A 15,510-nucleotide genomic window follows, 5' to 3' on the forward strand; every position below is an offset into this window, starting at 1 on the left:
GATGCTCGAACTGGATGACATCCAAAGCGGCGTGCTGCGGCCCCGCCCTTCTCCGTACGTCGCGACCTACATCCTCCTCCGCATCGACGACGCGAGGGCGGGACGGGAGTTGATGAGGCGCCTCTGCTCGGCGGTGAACACGACCGCCCAGCCGGACAATCCGGACGCGGACTGCTGGCTCAGCGTCGCGCTCACCTACTCCGGACTCGAGGCGCTGGGCGTGCCGCGAGACTCCCTGGCCAGCTTCGCGTGGGAGTTTCAGCAAGGAATGGTCGCTCGGGCCAAGGCGCTGGGAGATGACGGAGAGAGCAGTCCCGAACACTGGGAAGCTCCGCTGGGAACGCGCGATGTCCATGTCGTGCTGACAGCGCTGTCGCCGGGGCAGGCCCAACTCGAGGCCGCGCTGGAGCGCGCGCGACAGGCACTGCACGAGCTTGGCGGTGTCACGGCGATCTGGCGCCAGGACTGCCACGCCCTGAGCACCGGCAAGGAGCCGTTTGGATTCAAGGACGGCATCAGTCATCCGGCCGTCGAAGGGAGCGGCATTCCCGGAAGCAATCCTCACGAGGCGCCGCTCAAGGCCGGTGAGTTCGTTCTCGGCTACCCCGATGAGACGGGCAGCCTCCCTCCGATGCCCTGGCCTGACGCCCTGGGGCGAAATGGAACGTACATCGCCTTCCGCAAGCTTCATCAGCGGGTGGCCGCGTTCAGGCAGTACTTGAAGGCCACCGCGACCTCCCAGACGGACGAGGAGCTCCTGGCGGCCAAGATGATGGGGCGGTGGCGAAGCGGCGCGCCGCTGGCGCTGTGCCCCCACCACGATGCTCCGGACCTGGGTGCCGACTCGGCGCGGAACAACGCCTTCCTCTATTCAGATGACCCGACGGGCTACAAGACGCCTCCCGCGTCGCATGTCCGGCGAGCGAACCCTCGGGACGCTGCCGTCGCGGGCGTGGTCAGACTCCACCGGATGATTCGGCGCGGAACGGCCTATGGGCCCGAGCTGCCCGAGGGCGCCCTCGAGGATGACGGTGCCGAGCGAGGGCTGATGTTCGCCTTCATCGGCACGCACCTGGGACGGCAGTTCGAGTTCGTGCAGTCCGAATGGGTCAACGGAGGTGACTTCCTCGGGCTGGGCGATGCGAAGGACCCGCTGGCCGGCGCGAACGACGGAAAGGGCGTGTTCTCCATCCCGAAGCGGCCCATCCCCAGGCGCCTGAAAGGCCTCCCGCGGTTCGTGGTCACCCGTGGCGGCGAGTACGGCTTCATGCCCGGGCTCAGGGCCCTGCGGTGGCTCGCGGACCTGCGGACCTGAGCATGGAACGCTTCGAAGAGGCCCCCGGCGGTGTGTGGAGGGTCTACGCCCGAAACGGATTGGGCGACCGCGACGAAGCCGCGCGCATCAACGGCTCGGTGGGCTGGACGGCCGCCATCGCCGCCCGCCCGCTTCAAGTCGACATGGACCGGGTTCGCATCGCGGAGTGGCTGTGCTGATGGGCGTTCATGAGCACGCCACACTGCGGACGAGCGCTGGCCTGGACGAAAGACGGCGGCTTTCAGGCTCGCTCGGCAAGCCCGTTCAGCGTGGCCAAATCCTCAGTGCTCAAGACGATTGAGGCGCTCGCGAGATTCTCCCGGAGGTGCGCGATGGAGGACGTGCCAGGAATCAGCAGCACATTGGGAGAGCGCCGCAAGAGCCACGCGAGCGCCACCTGCATCGGCGTAGCGCCAAGCCGGGCGGCCACCGTGTCGAGCGCGCTGGACTGGAGCGGTGAGAACCCGCCGAGCGGGAAGAACGGCACATACGCGATGCGGAGCGCGGCGAGCTGGTCGATGATGGCGTCGTCGCCGCGGTGTGCCAAGTTGTACTGGTTCTGCACGCAGACAATCTCCGTGAGCTTGCGTCCCTCGGCTATCTGCGCGGCCGTGACGTTGCTCAGGCCGATGTGCCGGACCAGCCCGCGGCGCTGAAGCTCGACGAGCGCGGTCAGCGGCGCTTCAATGGAGCCCTCGGCGGGCCCCGCCGCGCTGAACATCGCGCGAAGGTTCACGACGTCGAGCACGTCCAGGCCGAGGTTGCGCAGGTTGTCGTGAACCGCGCGCTCGATGTCGGCGGCGGAGAAAGCGGGCTCCCAGGACCCCGACGGGCCGCGCACGGCGCCGACCTTCGTGGCGATGACCAGCCCCTCGCGATACGGATGCAGCGCCTCGCGGATGATTTCGTTCGTGACATGAGGACCGTAGATGTCGCTGGTGTCCACATGGTTGACGCCCTGAGCGACGGCCTCTCGCAGCACCGCGACCGCGGCCTTGCGATCCTTGGGAGGGCCGAAGACGCCGGGGCCCGCGAGCTGCATGGCGCCGTAGCCAAGACGGCGAACGGAGTGAGCGCCGAGACGGTAGCTGTCTGCGATGTGGGAATCGGTCATGACGTGCTCCTTGAGCAGTGAACTTCGTCACGAACCCTACGAAAAACCCACTGAGCGACAGCTCACGATAATCTGCACGGGCTGTGCGGTAATCTGCACAGCCCATGGATGACCTCGCAGACCTCACCGCCTTCTTGACGGTCGCCCGTGAAGGCGGCTTTCGCAGGGCCGCCCGTGTGGCGGGGACCAGCGCGTCGCGGATGGGCGACGCGGTTCGTCGACTGGAAGCCCGACTTGGCGTTCGGCTGCTCCATCGCACCACCCGCAGCGTCACGCCCACCGATGCGGGAGCACGCCTGCTCGAGCGCATCACCCCGGCGCTCGGTGAAGTGCGCGCCGCGCTGGACGTGGTCAATGACTTCCGCGACCGCCCCGCGGGCAGGCTGAGACTCAACGTGCCAACCGCCGCTGCACGGCTCGTCCTTCCGCACATCGTGCCGCCCTTCCTCGCGAAGTACCCCGACATCTGCCTCGAGGTGACCGCCGAGGAGCGCATCGTCGACGTGGTCGCCGAAGGCTTCGACGCTGGCGTCCGCTATGAGGAATGGCTCGAAAAGGACATGGTGGCGGTGCCCATCGGCCCGCGCGTGCAGCGATTCGCCGCGGCCGCGGCCCCCGAATATCTTTCACGCCGTGGCCGTCCCACACATCCCCATGAACTGCTCGAACACGCGTGCTTGCGATGGCGCTTCTCGAACGGGCCGCTGCTCCCATGGGAGTTCGCACGAAACGGAAAGACCGTCAAAGTCGAGCCGAAGGGCCCGCTGGTCGCAGGCTTCGGCGGCACCACGGAGCTCGCGGTGGATGCCGCCGTGGCCGGATGCGGCATCATCTATCTGTTCGAGGACTGGCTGCGCCCCCACATCGACCGGGGAGCCTTGGTTCCCGTGCTCCAACCGTGGTGGCTGAGCTTTTCCGGACCCTTCCTCTACTACCCCAGCCGTCGACACCTGCCGGCGCCGCTGCGGGCCTTCGTGGACTTCGTGAAGTCAGCGCCCCCAGCTACGACGACCACCGCACCAGGGCCCAGCAGAACACGGCCAGGTTCATGACGCTCAACGCGCCGCAGAGAAGCCTCTCGCGTCGCTCTGCGCGGGTCCGTCACTATCGTGAAGAAGACCTGTGCGGCACCTCGGCGGGCGGCGCATCCAGGGGAGCGTCGTTGCAGAGGATGCAGCCGAGCGCGTGCAAATAGACCTGATGCACCTCGCAGCGCCCGCACGCCGGAGGGTCTTCTGGAATCCAGGCGCTCTCCTCCACACAGATGTCCTGCCGGGGAAGGGACGCCACCCGTTCCCTGAACTGCGTCAACACGGGAAAGAGCGAGGACTCCAGCGGCTGGAAGGGCAGCCGTTCCCAACCTTCTCGCGCGAGAGCCGCGTCGATGAGTTGGAGCAGAAAGTTCCGCTGCGCCTCGAAGGACTCCAGCGTCCACCCGAGCTCCGAGACATCGAAGCCCACGACGCCAAGGCCAGAGCGCTCCGCGTCGTGCTCCACCAACCACTGGGCGAGCCGTAGCTCCCACGGCGTCCTCGCGTGGCGGCTCGCCGCGAGGGAGAGCACGTCGAAGAACACTGCGGTGAGCCCGTTGCTCATCCGCAGGTCCGGTGCCCCGGGTTCGAGCCGGCTCGTGACGACGTTGCCCATCACGCCATCATAGCGTCCGGAAGGACGCGCGCGCGTCCTGGCGGGACGCCACGCTCCTCCCAGGGGCCTCGCCCGCGGGAAACCCTCCAAGACGTGAAGCCCTGGCGCTGGCGTTGCAGGGCCCCTGGCCGCGCCACGACTCACATTCCCACGCAGCACACCGGAGCCCCTGTGAACAGTGAGCAGACCCTGGCCCAATCGCTGGGCATTCCCGAAGAAGCCACGCAAGTCGTCGTCTGTGAAATGGCCGGTCACTTCGACTGGGATTGGCAGGTCCCCTTCCTCAATTACTACCAGACTGGCGGCGGCAACCACCCGCCGGTGCAGAACAGCCTGGAGTCCGCGCTCAACTACATGCAGGACAACAGCCCGGCCTATCGCTACAGCATCTGCGAGATGTCCTATCTGGAGAAGTTCGTCTCGGGGGACTCGAGCCGGCTCGCGCAACTCAAGGCACAGGGCGACCAGCTCTCGTTCTCCGGTGCCGGCATCACCTCGGCAGAGAACCTGGTGACCCACGGTGAGGCCTTCATCCGGAACTACCTGTTGGGCCGGCGCTTCGTGGAGCAGACCTTCGGCCCGAGGAAGATCCAGCACCTGTGGATTCCCGACGACTTCGGCAGCGACTCGCAGCTTCCCATCGCCGTCAAGGCCATGGGCTACGACGGTGCCGCGTTCTGGCGCATTCCCGGGGACGGCGCCAAAATCCCCAGCAAGGACGCCAACGAGCTCGCCCCGGCCTCGCTGCTGCACAAGCAGTCCGTTGACTTCACCTGGACCGCGCGCGACGGCTCGGCCATGACCGCGCATTGGCTCTATGCGGGCTACTGCCAGGGCAACAGCAAAGACGGGGCGCCCGTCACCCAGTCGACGCTGAACGGCTACGCCAACGGGCCCACTGCGGGCAAGGGCCGTCCTTTCGAGTTTCCAACCCGCTACCAGTTCGTCCCCATTGATTGCGACTTCGAGGCGCCCTACCCAAACCTCAGCAGCGCCATCCAGACCTGGAACGAAAAGAACCGCGCGAGCGGCAAATGGATGCTCCAGGCGAGCTATCAGACCTACGTCGCCCTGCGCGACGAGGCCTTGAAGCGCAACGGCCAGCGCCTGACCGAGCACAAGCGCTTCGTGCCCAACCCCTATTGGACCGGGTGTTATGCCAGCCACCCCGGGCTCAAGCAGGGGCACTTCAGCGCCACCCGCGCGCTCCTGGCCGCCGAGCCGCTCGTCCTCATCCTCGGAAAGCTCCAGGCCACCGTGGGGCGGGAGGCCTTGACGAATGGACAGACCAGCGACACGGCGCCCTACGCCCAGGGCGGCCTCGGCTTCTGGGAGGGCGTGGCCAGCACCCTGCGCCGGCGCCTCGATGAGGCCTGGCGGCTGCTGACCTGTTCGACCCACCACGACTTCGTTCCGGGGACCGCGCCGGACCCCGTGTACCGCTCCGAGCAACGCCCCCAGCTCGCCATCGCCCAGGCGGCCGCGCGCGAGGTCCTCGACTCCTCGCTGCGCTCGGTCGCGCAAGCCATCGCCACCCGACCCCAGGAAGGTGAGCAGGCCTTCTGCGTCTACAATCCCGTCGCGCTCCAGCGCAGCGCCCCCGTCGAGCTCGAGCTCGCCCCCTGGCTGACCCTGACCGCCGCCCGCACGTCCTCGCAGTCGGGACTGGCGTTCCAGCGTGTCGACGCGACGCACTGGCTCGTGCAGGTCCCCGACGCGCCCAGCCTCGGCTACACCAGCCTCTACGTCACGACCGCCCCGTTCGAGCCGTCAAAGGACTTGCTGCCAGACCTGTCCCCGTGGACGACAGGGCAGGATGTGGTCCTCTCCACCCGTCAGGTCAGGGTGACCCTCAACGGAGAGACCGGTGACATCAAGTCCCTCCATGACCTGGGGACGCGTCCGACGACGAACCTGTTGCCCAACGCCGGCAACCAGCTCGTCTTCTATAACGACCAGGGCGGTCTCTATGTCTTCGGCATGGAGGCCTACGGCGCTGACAGCATCGGACTCACCTTCGCACCCCTCGAGCCCACCAGCACCTCCACCCGCCTCCAGGTGCTGGAGCAGGGAGCCCTGCGCCAGCGCGTGCGCGCCATCACCACCTACGCGCTTCCGCTCGGCAGCGGCTCCACCGCCGTCACCGTGGTGCGCGAGTACGAGCTGCTCGAAGGGGAGCCGGTGCTGCGCATGCGCACCATCGGCGCGGCCCCGAGCTTCACCTCCGTCATGGCGCGTTTCGGGCTGGGCGAGGCCATCCAGTCACTCGAGCACGGCACCGCGCTCTACTGGGATGACAATCGCCCGAGGCTCTACTTCAAGGCGTCCAAGTACAACCCGGCCTCCACCCAGATGACCTTCGAGGCCACCCATGGCTTCGTCCAGGCCCGCGGCCACGACGGCGGCAGGGCGCTCGGCTTCCTCCACGCGGCCACCCCCGCCTGGGCCATCGAGAACCCGGCCTCCATGCTCGGAGGAGACGCCCAGCCCGCGGGCAACGACTCCACCCACGTCGTCGCATGCCTGATGCGCAACACCCCGGCAACGGGCGGCAATGGCGCGTCGGGCAGTGACGCGGCCTCCCATTGCGTCGAGTATGCCGTGGTCGTTCCCAGTGGCCTGACGGCCCCCTCCACCGGTGGCCCCCAGCGCAACGCCGCGCTCTACAACGGGCCCCTTATCGCCCAGGCCGTGCCCGTGGACCCCGCGGGGACCTCGCCGGAGAGCCTGAGCCTCGTGTCCACCGAGGGGAGCATCCTGGTCACCGCCGTCAAGCCCGGAACGAACGCCCCGGAGCAGGCGGTCCTGCGCGTCCTTCAACTGGGCGCTCCCGACAACGGCACCTTGCCCCAGGTCCAGGTCACCCTGGGCTCCGAGCTGGCTTCGGCCTACCAGCAAGGTGGCCCGGTCGTGGCGGGGCTCCAATCCGCGCTGGAGAAGGAGCTTGATACGCCGCCCACCGTCACGGTCGACGGAGCGACAGTGAGCTGGACGCCGGACTGCGCCGTGTCGACCCTGGTCCTGTCGACCTAGGGTTCGGATTTGTCAAACAAGGCGGCTTCATTCATGCCGGAGCCGCCTTGTAGACTGAGGCCATGTCTTCTCGCGTGGTATCGACCGCCATGTGGCTCCTGGTCCTGTTGCCGATTACAGGCGGCACGTTGGCCGGGGACTTCCTCGCCGTTTCCACCGTGTTCCTTCAGGCGGGGTCAGCGACCTGGCCGACCGTGCAGGGCACCATCACCCGAAGCGAAGTGGAAACAGTCCGCTCGAACAAGAGCATCAGCTATCGCCCGCTGGTGGCCTACACCTATTCCGTCGATGGGCAGACCTATGAGGGGAACAAGCACCGCATCTCCTCTTGGAGCGGCGGGGAGCTCGAGGCCGCGGAGGCGATGGTGGCCCGCTACCCCATCGGGGCCAGCATCCCCGTGTACTACCGCCCCAGCCAGCCCTCCACGGCGACGTTGCTGCCGGGCCTGGGGAACGCAGAGCTGTTCCTGCTCATGATTCTGCTGCCCTTCAATCTGGCGGCGCTCGCGTTGTGCGTCATCGTGGCGCGAATCTGGCAACCGGAGCGGCCACTCGTGGCCCCCTTCTTCCGGGAGGACGGCAGCGAGTGCGTGACGCTTGATGTCCTGGGAACCGATGCCTGGGTGGCCATGGCCTTGGGGGGCGCCGCCTTCTTGGGCCCCGTGGTGGGAGGACTCAGCGGGGCCTACAACGCACCGCTGTTCGTGGGCGTGGGCGCATGGGCGGTCGTCATCGCCTGCGGCGTGCTCGCCGGCAGGCTGGCGAACTCACGGCTGAAGTCCGGGCACCACGACTTGCGCATCGACCATCCGTCGCGAAGTCTCTCCCTTCCGCCCATCGCCGGGCGGAGACGCCGGTTCGACGTACGGTGGAGCGACGTGCGGTCGCTCCGCGTCGGAGAGCCGGTTCGCGGGAACCAGCGGGGAAGCGAAACCCACTACCCACTCATGCTCGAATACATCACCGCCGACGGTGAACCGCACGAGGAGACCATCGCCAGGTGCACCCGCCAGGGACAAGCAGAAGCGATGGAACAGTGGCTGCGAACGCGCCTCAAGCTGGGTGAGGAGACGCCAGAGGCACGACGCCCCGCTCGCGCCCCTGCCAAGACGACTGGCAGCTCACGCGCTTGACGCGCACCGGCGTCACGGATTCGCGTCCTGCGTCGCCTCCAGCCGCATGAGGACCTCCGCAACGCCATCCGGGTGCTGCGGCTCCTCTTTGAGCATCGTTCGGAAGCCACACTTCTCGAGGACCCGGATCGACGCGAGGTTGTGAAGAGCGACCCACGCATGAAGCGGCCGGACGGGTTCGAGCGCGAGAAACGCGGAGAGGGCCCGAGTGGCGATGCCTTGGCCCCAATGCTCACGCCCTATCCAGTAGCCGACGAGGCGCATGGACTCCTGTTCCCAACTGCCGATGTTCCCGACGACGACACCGTTCATCACGATGGTCCGGCTGACGTTTTCGGGGCGGAGCACCGTGGTGCGCCAGTGCGTCATGAACGCGTCGCGCTCCCGCGATGAGAACGCGGCCATGCGCAGCGCTTCAGGGTCGCGCTGGTGTTCGAAGAAGATGGGCAAGTCCTCTTCGGTGACGTTGCGGAGAATCATTCAGAGTGTGTCCTCATCGAAGAGGCCCGCAAGCGGACCGTCGATGCCGCGCATCATGGGTGCGTCTCGGCGGACTGAACAGCCCCCGACACCGGACAGCCGGCCCAACGCCCGGTGAGCGCCGTGCTGGACGCGTCCCGCTTCACCGAGACGTGATAGGTACGGTGGCCGTGCCCCGGCCCAAGCTGCACAGCGACGAAGCCATCCTCGACGCCGCCATGGGCGTGCTGCTGCGGAGCGGTCCGGCGGGCTTCACCCTGAACGACGTGGCCGTCGCGCTGGGGATGTCCCGCGCCGCGCTCATCCAGCGATTCAAGAACAAGGACACCCTGTACCTCCGCCTGATGGAGCGCTCCGGCGTGCAGCGGCGTGACTACCTCGCGACCTTCCCCGTGGAGGTCGGCCCGCGAGGCGTCTGGCGCTTCATCACGGACATCGTCGCGGGAATGGGCACGGGCGAAGGGCTCGAGAGCTACCTGCTCCTCGCCTGGGAGGACCTGCGGGATGTCGCGTTGAGGCAGATGGCGCTCGAGCGGAACCTCATGGTCCGGGACGCCATCACCGCGAGGTTGCCTCGCGACCTGGCCTCTCGGGAGGAAGTGGCCGCCGTCCTCCAGGACGTCATCGCCGGTGCGACGATGCAGTGGCTGGTGGAGCGGAAGCCCTCACTCACCCGCTACGTGCTGGAGCGCGTGCGCAGGGTGCTCGGCCTCCTGTTCCCCCAGGAGCCCTTCGAGCTTCCGAAGTCCTGAGCCCGCGCCTCTCGCGGCCACGGAGCCTTCTCGGGGTTGTTTATAACCAACGCGTTGGTTATATATTTCCTCAAGGAGTTCCCATGACCGAGCGCATGATTGAAACCCGCGGCATCCGGCTGTGCACCGAGTCCTTCGGTTCTCCGAACGACCCGCCCCTCCTCCTCGTCATGGGGGCCGTCTCGTCGATGAAGTGGTGGCCCGACCCGCTGGTCGAGCGGCTCGTCGGCGCGGGGCGGTTCGTCATCCGCTACGACCACCGGGATACCGGGCGCTCGACGACGCAGCCACCGGGGCCGCCTCGCTACACCGTGGATGACCTGGCGGACGACCTCATCGCCGTGATGGACGGCTACGACCTGCCGCGGGCCCATGTAGTGGGGATGTCGTTGGGCGGCATGTTGTCGCAGATTGTCGCGCTGAAGGCGCCGGAGCGGGTGCGCTCACTCACACTCATCGCGGCGCAGTTCCTCGGTGACATGGGCTTCGAGCCTCCACCGCTCTCCCCGGCGCTGCTCGCGCACTTCGCGACGATGGCCACTCTGGACTGGAGCCACGAAGCGGCGGTGCTCGACTTCATGGTGGAGGCGGGGCGGCTCAACTCCAGCGAGCGCAGACCCTATGACGCGGCCCTCGCGCGCCGCGTGGCGGCGGGGGAGTTCAAACGCTCGCTCGACATCCAGAGCATGATGAACCACTCGTCCCTCACGGGAGGAGAGCGCTGGTACAACCGCACCCACGAGCTTCGGGCGCCCCTGCTCGTCATCCACGGGGCGTTGGACCCCGTCGTGCCCCATGTTCACGGCGAAGCCCTGAGTCGGGCCGTGGCGGGTGCGCGGCTGGTGACGCTCGAGAACGCTGGGCACGAATTGCACGGGGCGGACTGGCCCGTCATCGCCGAGGCCATCGTCGCCCATACGCGGCTCACACGCTGAGCGGGGAGCGCGCGCCACTTCCGCCCAGCTTGCGCGACAAGAAGTAGACGCTCCCCCCTGGGTCCGTGTGCGTCGTTTCCAGCGTGAGCCCGTTCGCGCGCAGCAGGGCGCGATACCCGTCGACACTGTACGAGTGATAACGGAATGGCACGCCATCCATCGGCGCGCCGTCGATGGAGCCGTGAACGTCCCCCGAGGTGAAGAGGAACGCCGCGCCAGGTTTCAACGCCCTCGCGATGTTGGCGATCGCCTGTTCCTGTTCTTCGTGGCGCAGGTGGAACAGGACGCCCCAGGCAAGCGCGGCGTCGAACGCCTCGGCCTGAAGCTCACACGACTGGATGGGCGCACAGCGCACCGGCACGTGAGGGAAGTTCGCTTGAAATCGCGCCAGCAACACACGGGAGCTGTCCACGCCGAGCACGTGGCAGCCGTGCTCCAGCAGCACCCGCGTCAGCGGCAGCCCCGTGCCGCAGCCCACGTCCAGCACCTGGGCGCCGGCCGGAAGCGAGGTCGCGAGCGCGCTCACCTCAGGAACACCCATGGGGCCTGTGCGCTGGGACGCATACCAGTCCGCGATCACATCGTACTCGTGCATTCACCACCTCCATCACTCCGACGTGACGAGCACCCCACGCGTCATGGACGATGCCCATTCGAGGGGCGTGGGCCCATCGGCTTTTGACTTACCAGACTCCATCAAGACCTCCTGCACCGTACGCGCTCGGTGAGAGCCCACCTGGGAGGGGCACGGAGCAGCACTCGCGGGACCTTCCCGGCTGGCGCGGCAGGCCGCTCTGCTGCCATCCTTCGCAGCCTCCTCGAAGGGACGCACTCCATGATGCTGCTGTCGCTGCTGCTCGCCGCCGCGCCTCCCCTGCTCCTCGAGCCCGACGCAGGGACCGCGAACAGGCTGCACCCTCGCCGCGTCACAGCGTCCTCATTCCTGGAGAACGGCTGGAACACGCACGAGCAGAACTACCTGCCCCTCTACATCGCGGACGAGGACCCGGCCACCGCCTGGGTGGAGGGCGTGAAGGGGCGAGGAGAAGGCGAGTCGCTGGAGTGGTGGGGCCCCACGCTGACGAAGGCGAAGCGCTACCGCCTCTTCCTGCGCAACGGCTACCAGAAGTCCGCGAAGCTCTTCCGAGCCAACGCGCGCCCGCGAAAGGTCCGGTTCGAACCGATGGTGCAGGGCGAGACGGGCGCCCAGACGACGGGCACGCCGCTGGAGGTGGAGTTGAAGGACGTGCAGGGCTGGCAGGAGGTGCGGCTCCCCGTCCCCGCGAAGGTCGAGGGCGTGCGGCTCACACTCGTGACGACGTACCCCGGCTCCAAATACGAGGACACGTGCCTGAGCGACCTGCGCGTCTACGTGGAGGGAGACGACCCGTACCGGCCGGAAGCAGAGGCCGCCGCCTTCGAGAAGGTCCGCGCCTTCGCGTTCGAGCGCAAGCAAGCCGCCGCGCGCACGGACACCGGGTCGAAGGTGGCCTGGGCGCCACGCTTCGAGGAGGAGTTCCTGTGGTCGCAGAGCCGCGACTGGGCACGGGAGACGCCGGTGCAGGTGTTCGCCAGATTCCCAGATGAAGAGACCCACCGTGCGGCGCTCGCCGTGGCACGGGAGACGGCGGCCTTGTTCCACAAGGTGGACCTCCAGGCGGACGCGTCCGAGGCCCGAAAGTCGTGGACACGGGTGTCCTCCATCGATGACGGAGCCCAACAGGCCCTGGCAAGGACCGCGCTCTCCACCGTGAACGACGAGGGCCTCATCGAGGCCGCCGGGCTGTTCCATCTGGGCGACGCCAGCTTCACGGAAGATGACAGCGCCCAGGAGCGGATGCAGGAGTCGCTCGAGGAGGCACGCGCGAACGAAGCGCACGCCACCAGGTCCTGCATCGAGGCGTGTGCGAAGCGCAATGACGGCGAAGCCTACGGCTGTCAGAGCGAGTGCGAGTACGACCCCAGCGTCACCGCGACACAGAAAGCCGTCGCGGAGTCCCAACAGCAGTTCAAGAGCGGAGAGTTCGTCCAAGGCTCCACGACGGAGCCCACGGCCGTGCTGCGAGGACTGACGCGGGAGTCCGGCAATCGCGAAGTCCATCGCACCTTCCGGCAGTCCCTGGTCCGCTACACGGGCAAGAAAGCGAGCGCCGTGCTCGTGTCCGAGGACGGTGGCGGCATTCTGAGCGTCCACGTGCTCGAATGGGCGAAGGTGGGCGGCAAGGAGCGCATCGCGTCCATCACCTCCTTCCGCGTCGTTCTCGGCTCGCTGCGGGTGGTGCGCTACCGCCCCGCGGCCTAACGCGTGAGCTTCGCCCCTTCCCTGGCCCCATGCGAAGGGGTTCATCTCCCCAGGCGGTCCGATGCGTTCTCAGCGGCGCCTCCCTGGGGACATGTCTTCTGGCGCTACGGCAGATAGCTCAGGACCTTCCCCCCTGCCGCACCGAGGACACATCCCACGCGCCCACCGTGGTGTCCCCATTGGTGCCCTGCTGCGGATGGGTGCAGGTCGAGGGCGTGTCCGGCCGGTTCTGCCCGTGGGCGAAGCCCAGGGCATGACCGAACTCGTGCACGGCGAGGGAACGGATGCAGTCATCTCGCTTGGACTGGCAGGAGGGACTCCAGTTGGGAAGGTGAAGTTGAGAACCATGCCCCCCGACCGACCGCGCAACTGCGTGCCCAGCCCCCGGGTGTGAGGGCCCTCGTCGTAGACGCGGATGCGGATTCGACACGAAGCGCTTCGCGCATATCAGACAGGCTTCACACCCAGGGGCACCCTTCCGGTCGCGTCCCTCCACCTGAGCCGAGGCCCCACCGGCCTGCTCAGAGTGTCTTGAGGTACTCGATGATGGCCAGACGCTCCGGGTCGGTGAGCACGGCGTTGAACTCGTGTCCGCCGTTGTCCTGGCCGAAGGCGTTGCTGTTGAAGATCTTCCGGTCCTCGATTTGCTGCCGCGTGCGGGTGGGCGGGAAGAGGATGTTCCAGGACACAATCAGGTTGCTGAAAAGCACGTTCATCAGCTCCTGCGCCAGCGGGGTACGGAACTCGTCACCTGGCTGGCAGTTGATGTACGGCGACACCGTGGGATTCAACGGCGTGCGCCACCGGCAGGGGATGGTGTCGTACTTCCACCCGAGCTTCGTGGCGTCATAAGCGCGCTGCAGGTCCGTATCGAACCCCATCACGACCAGCGGCTGGTCCCACCGCGGCGGCGTGGAGACGCGACGCCAGATGGGCTTGCGGTCCGACGGCTTGAGCACCTCCCACACGTTGGGAACCGAGCCATTGTGGAGGTACGGCGCGGTGGCCCAGACCCCGTACAGCGGCGGCGCCAGATAGCCGAGCTCGCGGTCGCCGCGAATGTGCGGCTGGTTCTGCGGACCGCAGTCCTGGTCCGTCCCCGCCGTCGTCGGATAGCCGAAGAAGTTCTTGGCGCCCGCGGACTGCACCGCGGCGTTGTTGGTGTTCACCCGGACCGGATCGGTGCCGATGATGCGCAACGGGACGATGTAGCTCGCCATGCCCTCCAAGGCCGGGGTCGCGAGGAAGGAAGGGTCCCGGACGTAGCGGGCCGAGTAGGCCCCATGGCAGCTCGCGCACGAGCCATTCCCCTGCGGCCGAGGCACGACGTTGTTGCGCTCCGGCGCCCACATGTCGAGCGAGTGGAAGAGCACCGCTCCCTGCTCGGCCAGCGTCCGATTGATGGGCAGCGGATAGGGCGGCGACTTGAGGGTCTCGACCCAGGTGTTGAGCGGCGGGCCATTCTCACGCATCCAGTCCTGCCCCGCCTCGCTCAACGGCCCACCCGCACTTCCAAACAGACCAATGAACGGCGTGTAGAACACCATGTCCACACGCGGCGCATCCATCGGGAAGACGCCGTCGACGAACTTCACCGGCCGGTGCCCCATGTTCCACCAGGCGGGCGTGTCCATGCCGGCGGTCGACCCGGAGTTGATGAGGCCAATCACCTCGGAAGGCGTCAGCAGGTTCTCGTCCGGGAACAAGAAGGCCAGGTTGATGTCGCTGGCGTTGTTGGTGCCTCGGGTGCGGTTGAGGTTCAGGAACGTGGCCAACGACGCCGGGTAGCCCAGAGGCAACAAGTCACTCAGGAACAGGTCCAGGTCCGCCAGGCTGCTTCCCCCGCCCACCTGCACCCCGAGCCCCGGGCCATCCGAGGGCTTCCCCACCACGCCACTGTGGCAGGCGTGGCACGTAACACCGATGCGGCCACTCCAGCTTCCATCTGGATTGCGCAACTGCGTGAGCATCTCCGGAAGCTGTCCGCTTCCGCCGTTGGAGAAGTTCGGAAACTGTCCGGGCAACGGATACGGATTGCGCGCCGGACTCAATCCCGAGCCATAGCGCTGGGCCACCAGCGTGTCGAAGTTGTCGGGACGAAAGGGAAAGCCCCAGACGCGCCACAGTTCGTTGTATTGCGCCGCGGAGAAGGTGGCGATGCCAAACGCCGCCTCGGGCACCGTGTAGTCCGTGCCGGTGAACAGCGCGCCCGCGCCAGGATGGCCGTTGGTCAGCAGCCCCTCGCCGTGCGTGTAGCGCGCACGCAGCTCGCCACACGTCTTCGCGGCGCCGACCTCCTTCACCGCCACCGGGTCGACATGGCAGTTCTTCCAATACGCGTTGAAGTGTACCGCCTTGCCATTGCTGATGCCGGGTTGCACCAGGGTCCGTGGGTCCACGGGCAAGACAGCGCTGTCTGGCTTGCCATAACAGAAGTCCCACTGCACCGAGCCACCCCGGCTGCTCCCCAGCAAATCATTCGCGGCACCGACACCGGGCACCGCCAGCATCGCCATCACCGACACCCCGCGAACCAGTCGCATGGGGGCCCTGCGTCCTACGAACGACATTCTCTCGACGGACATGAGCTCCTCCTGCTTCGCGGCGTGCTCCCGCTTCGCCACCACGGCGGCGGAACCCGCTGCGAGCTTCTTGGACGGCGAGGCGGAAGGGCGCGCGGAGGGTTCATCGTCGAGCGCCTCGCAGAGCGCGTCCGCAAAGCCATCCCCGGTGCCAAGGTCGCAGGACCTGGCCCGGTGGAACACGAGACTGGCCGCCCCACGCGAAGACGGGACGGGC

Annotated in this window: 13 protein-coding genes; 8 read left to right on the plus strand and 5 right to left on the minus strand. The window is 67.5% G+C overall.

The genetic code is table 11. The features are described 5' to 3' along the window. The first annotated feature begins 1 nt into the window (after position 1). Both A176_RS25245 and A176_RS39145 read left to right on the plus strand, forming a co-directional pair. Complete coding sequence (locus A176_RS25245) at positions 2-1,315, plus strand: Dyp-type peroxidase (protein WP_002633086.1); 1,314 nt, start codon at positions 2-4, stop codon at positions 1,313-1,315. Between the two features lie 2 nt (positions 1,316-1,317). After that, positions 1,318-1,494: a hypothetical protein gene (locus tag A176_RS39145; protein WP_158513107.1), complete on the plus strand. Its 177-nt coding sequence runs from the start codon at positions 1,318-1,320 to the stop codon at positions 1,492-1,494. A 62-nt stretch (positions 1,495-1,556) separates the two neighbouring features. Here A176_RS39145 and A176_RS25250 read toward each other — a convergent pair whose 3' ends face one another. Continuing rightward, positions 1,557-2,429, minus strand: a complete 873-nt coding sequence (locus tag A176_RS25250) for an aldo/keto reductase family oxidoreductase (RefSeq protein ID WP_002633088.1) — start codon at positions 2,427-2,429, stop codon at positions 1,557-1,559. 104 nt (positions 2,430-2,533) lie between these two features. Here A176_RS25250 and A176_RS25255 point away from each other — a divergent pair, with 104 nt between their 5' ends. Next, positions 2,534-3,481, plus strand: coding sequence for a LysR family transcriptional regulator (locus A176_RS25255; RefSeq protein WP_002633089.1), 948 nt, complete (start codon positions 2,534-2,536; stop codon positions 3,479-3,481). 52 nt (positions 3,482-3,533) lie between these two features. On the opposite strand, the gene A176_RS25260 is transcribed toward A176_RS25255, so the two are convergent. Continuing rightward, on the minus strand, positions 3,534-4,076 hold the full coding sequence (locus A176_RS25260) for a hypothetical protein (RefSeq protein ID WP_002633090.1): 543 nt from the start codon (positions 4,074-4,076) through the stop codon (positions 3,534-3,536). Positions 4,077-4,247: 171 nt separating this feature from the next. Here A176_RS25260 and A176_RS25265 point away from each other — a divergent pair, with 171 nt between their 5' ends. Both A176_RS25265 and A176_RS25270 read left to right on the plus strand, forming a co-directional pair. Next, the gene (locus A176_RS25265; protein ID WP_002633091.1) at positions 4,248-7,109 is read left to right on the plus strand and encodes a glycoside hydrolase family 38 N-terminal domain-containing protein; all 2,862 of its coding nucleotides are present in this window, start codon (positions 4,248-4,250) and stop codon (positions 7,107-7,109) included. Between the two features lie 89 nt (positions 7,110-7,198). Continuing rightward, positions 7,199-8,242, plus strand: a complete 1,044-nt coding sequence (locus tag A176_RS25270; RefSeq protein WP_002633092.1) for a DUF3592 domain-containing protein — start codon at positions 7,199-7,201, stop codon at positions 8,240-8,242. Between the two features lie 12 nt (positions 8,243-8,254). Here A176_RS25270 and A176_RS25275 read toward each other — a convergent pair whose 3' ends face one another. Next, complete coding sequence (locus A176_RS25275) at positions 8,255-8,722, minus strand: GNAT family N-acetyltransferase (RefSeq protein WP_002633093.1); 468 nt, start codon at positions 8,720-8,722, stop codon at positions 8,255-8,257. Positions 8,723-8,892: 170 nt separating this feature from the next. On the opposite strand from A176_RS25275, the gene A176_RS25280 reads away from it, so the two are divergent. Then, positions 8,893-9,474, plus strand: a complete 582-nt coding sequence (locus tag A176_RS25280) for a TetR/AcrR family transcriptional regulator (RefSeq protein WP_002633094.1) — start codon at positions 8,893-8,895, stop codon at positions 9,472-9,474. A gap of 83 nt (positions 9,475-9,557) precedes the next feature. Then, positions 9,558-10,409, plus strand: a complete 852-nt coding sequence (locus A176_RS25285; RefSeq protein WP_002633095.1) for an alpha/beta fold hydrolase — start codon at positions 9,558-9,560, stop codon at positions 10,407-10,409. Here the strand turns inward: A176_RS25285 and A176_RS25290 are convergent. Continuing rightward, complete coding sequence (locus A176_RS25290) at positions 10,399-11,004, minus strand: class I SAM-dependent methyltransferase (protein ID WP_002633096.1); 606 nt, start codon at positions 11,002-11,004, stop codon at positions 10,399-10,401. The two genes, A176_RS25285 and A176_RS25290, sit on opposite strands and share 11 nt — an antisense overlap. A gap of 240 nt (positions 11,005-11,244) precedes the next feature. On the opposite strand from A176_RS25290, the gene A176_RS25295 reads away from it, so the two are divergent. Next, on the plus strand, positions 11,245-12,711 hold the full coding sequence (locus A176_RS25295; protein ID WP_002633097.1) for an NADase-type glycan-binding domain-containing protein: 1,467 nt from the start codon (positions 11,245-11,247) through the stop codon (positions 12,709-12,711). Positions 12,712-13,232: 521 nt separating this feature from the next. On the opposite strand, the gene roxB is transcribed toward A176_RS25295, so the two are convergent. Further along, on the minus strand, positions 13,233-15,296 hold the full coding sequence (gene roxB / locus A176_RS25300) for a rubber dioxygenase RoxB (protein ID WP_044890996.1): 2,064 nt from the start codon (positions 15,294-15,296) through the stop codon (positions 13,233-13,235). Positions 15,297-15,510 lie beyond the last annotated feature (214 nt).

The sequence above is a fragment of the Myxococcus hansupus genome (genome assembly GCF_000280925.3).
In the GTDB taxonomy this organism is placed as follows: Bacteria; Myxococcota; Myxococcia; order Myxococcales; family Myxococcaceae; genus Myxococcus; species Myxococcus hansupus.

Coding starts and splice junctions, on each gene's coding strand:
- A176_RS25255 (WP_002633089.1), top strand. CDS start 2,534: ATGGATGACCTCGCAGACCTCACCGCCTTCTTGACGGTCGCCCGTGAA.
- roxB (WP_044890996.1), bottom strand. CDS start 15,296: ATGTCCGTCGAGAGAATGTCGTTCGTAGGACGCAGGGCCCCCATGCGA.
- A176_RS25250 (WP_002633088.1), bottom strand. CDS start 2,429: ATGACCGATTCCCACATCGCAGACAGCTACCGTCTCGGCGCTCACTCC.
- A176_RS25285 (WP_002633095.1), top strand. CDS start 9,558: ATGACCGAGCGCATGATTGAAACCCGCGGCATCCGGCTGTGCACCGAG.
- A176_RS25260 (WP_002633090.1), bottom strand. CDS start 4,076: ATGGGCAACGTCGTCACGAGCCGGCTCGAACCCGGGGCACCGGACCTG.
- A176_RS25270 (WP_002633092.1), top strand. CDS start 7,199: ATGTGGCTCCTGGTCCTGTTGCCGATTACAGGCGGCACGTTGGCCGGG.
- A176_RS25275 (WP_002633093.1), bottom strand. CDS start 8,722: ATGATTCTCCGCAACGTCACCGAAGAGGACTTGCCCATCTTCTTCGAA.
- A176_RS25290 (WP_002633096.1), bottom strand. CDS start 11,004: ATGCACGAGTACGATGTGATCGCGGACTGGTATGCGTCCCAGCGCACA.
- A176_RS25245 (WP_002633086.1), top strand. CDS start 2: ATGCTCGAACTGGATGACATCCAAAGCGGCGTGCTGCGGCCCCGCCCT.
- A176_RS39145 (WP_158513107.1), top strand. CDS start 1,318: ATGGAACGCTTCGAAGAGGCCCCCGGCGGTGTGTGGAGGGTCTACGCC.
- A176_RS25295 (WP_002633097.1), top strand. CDS start 11,245: ATGATGCTGCTGTCGCTGCTGCTCGCCGCCGCGCCTCCCCTGCTCCTC.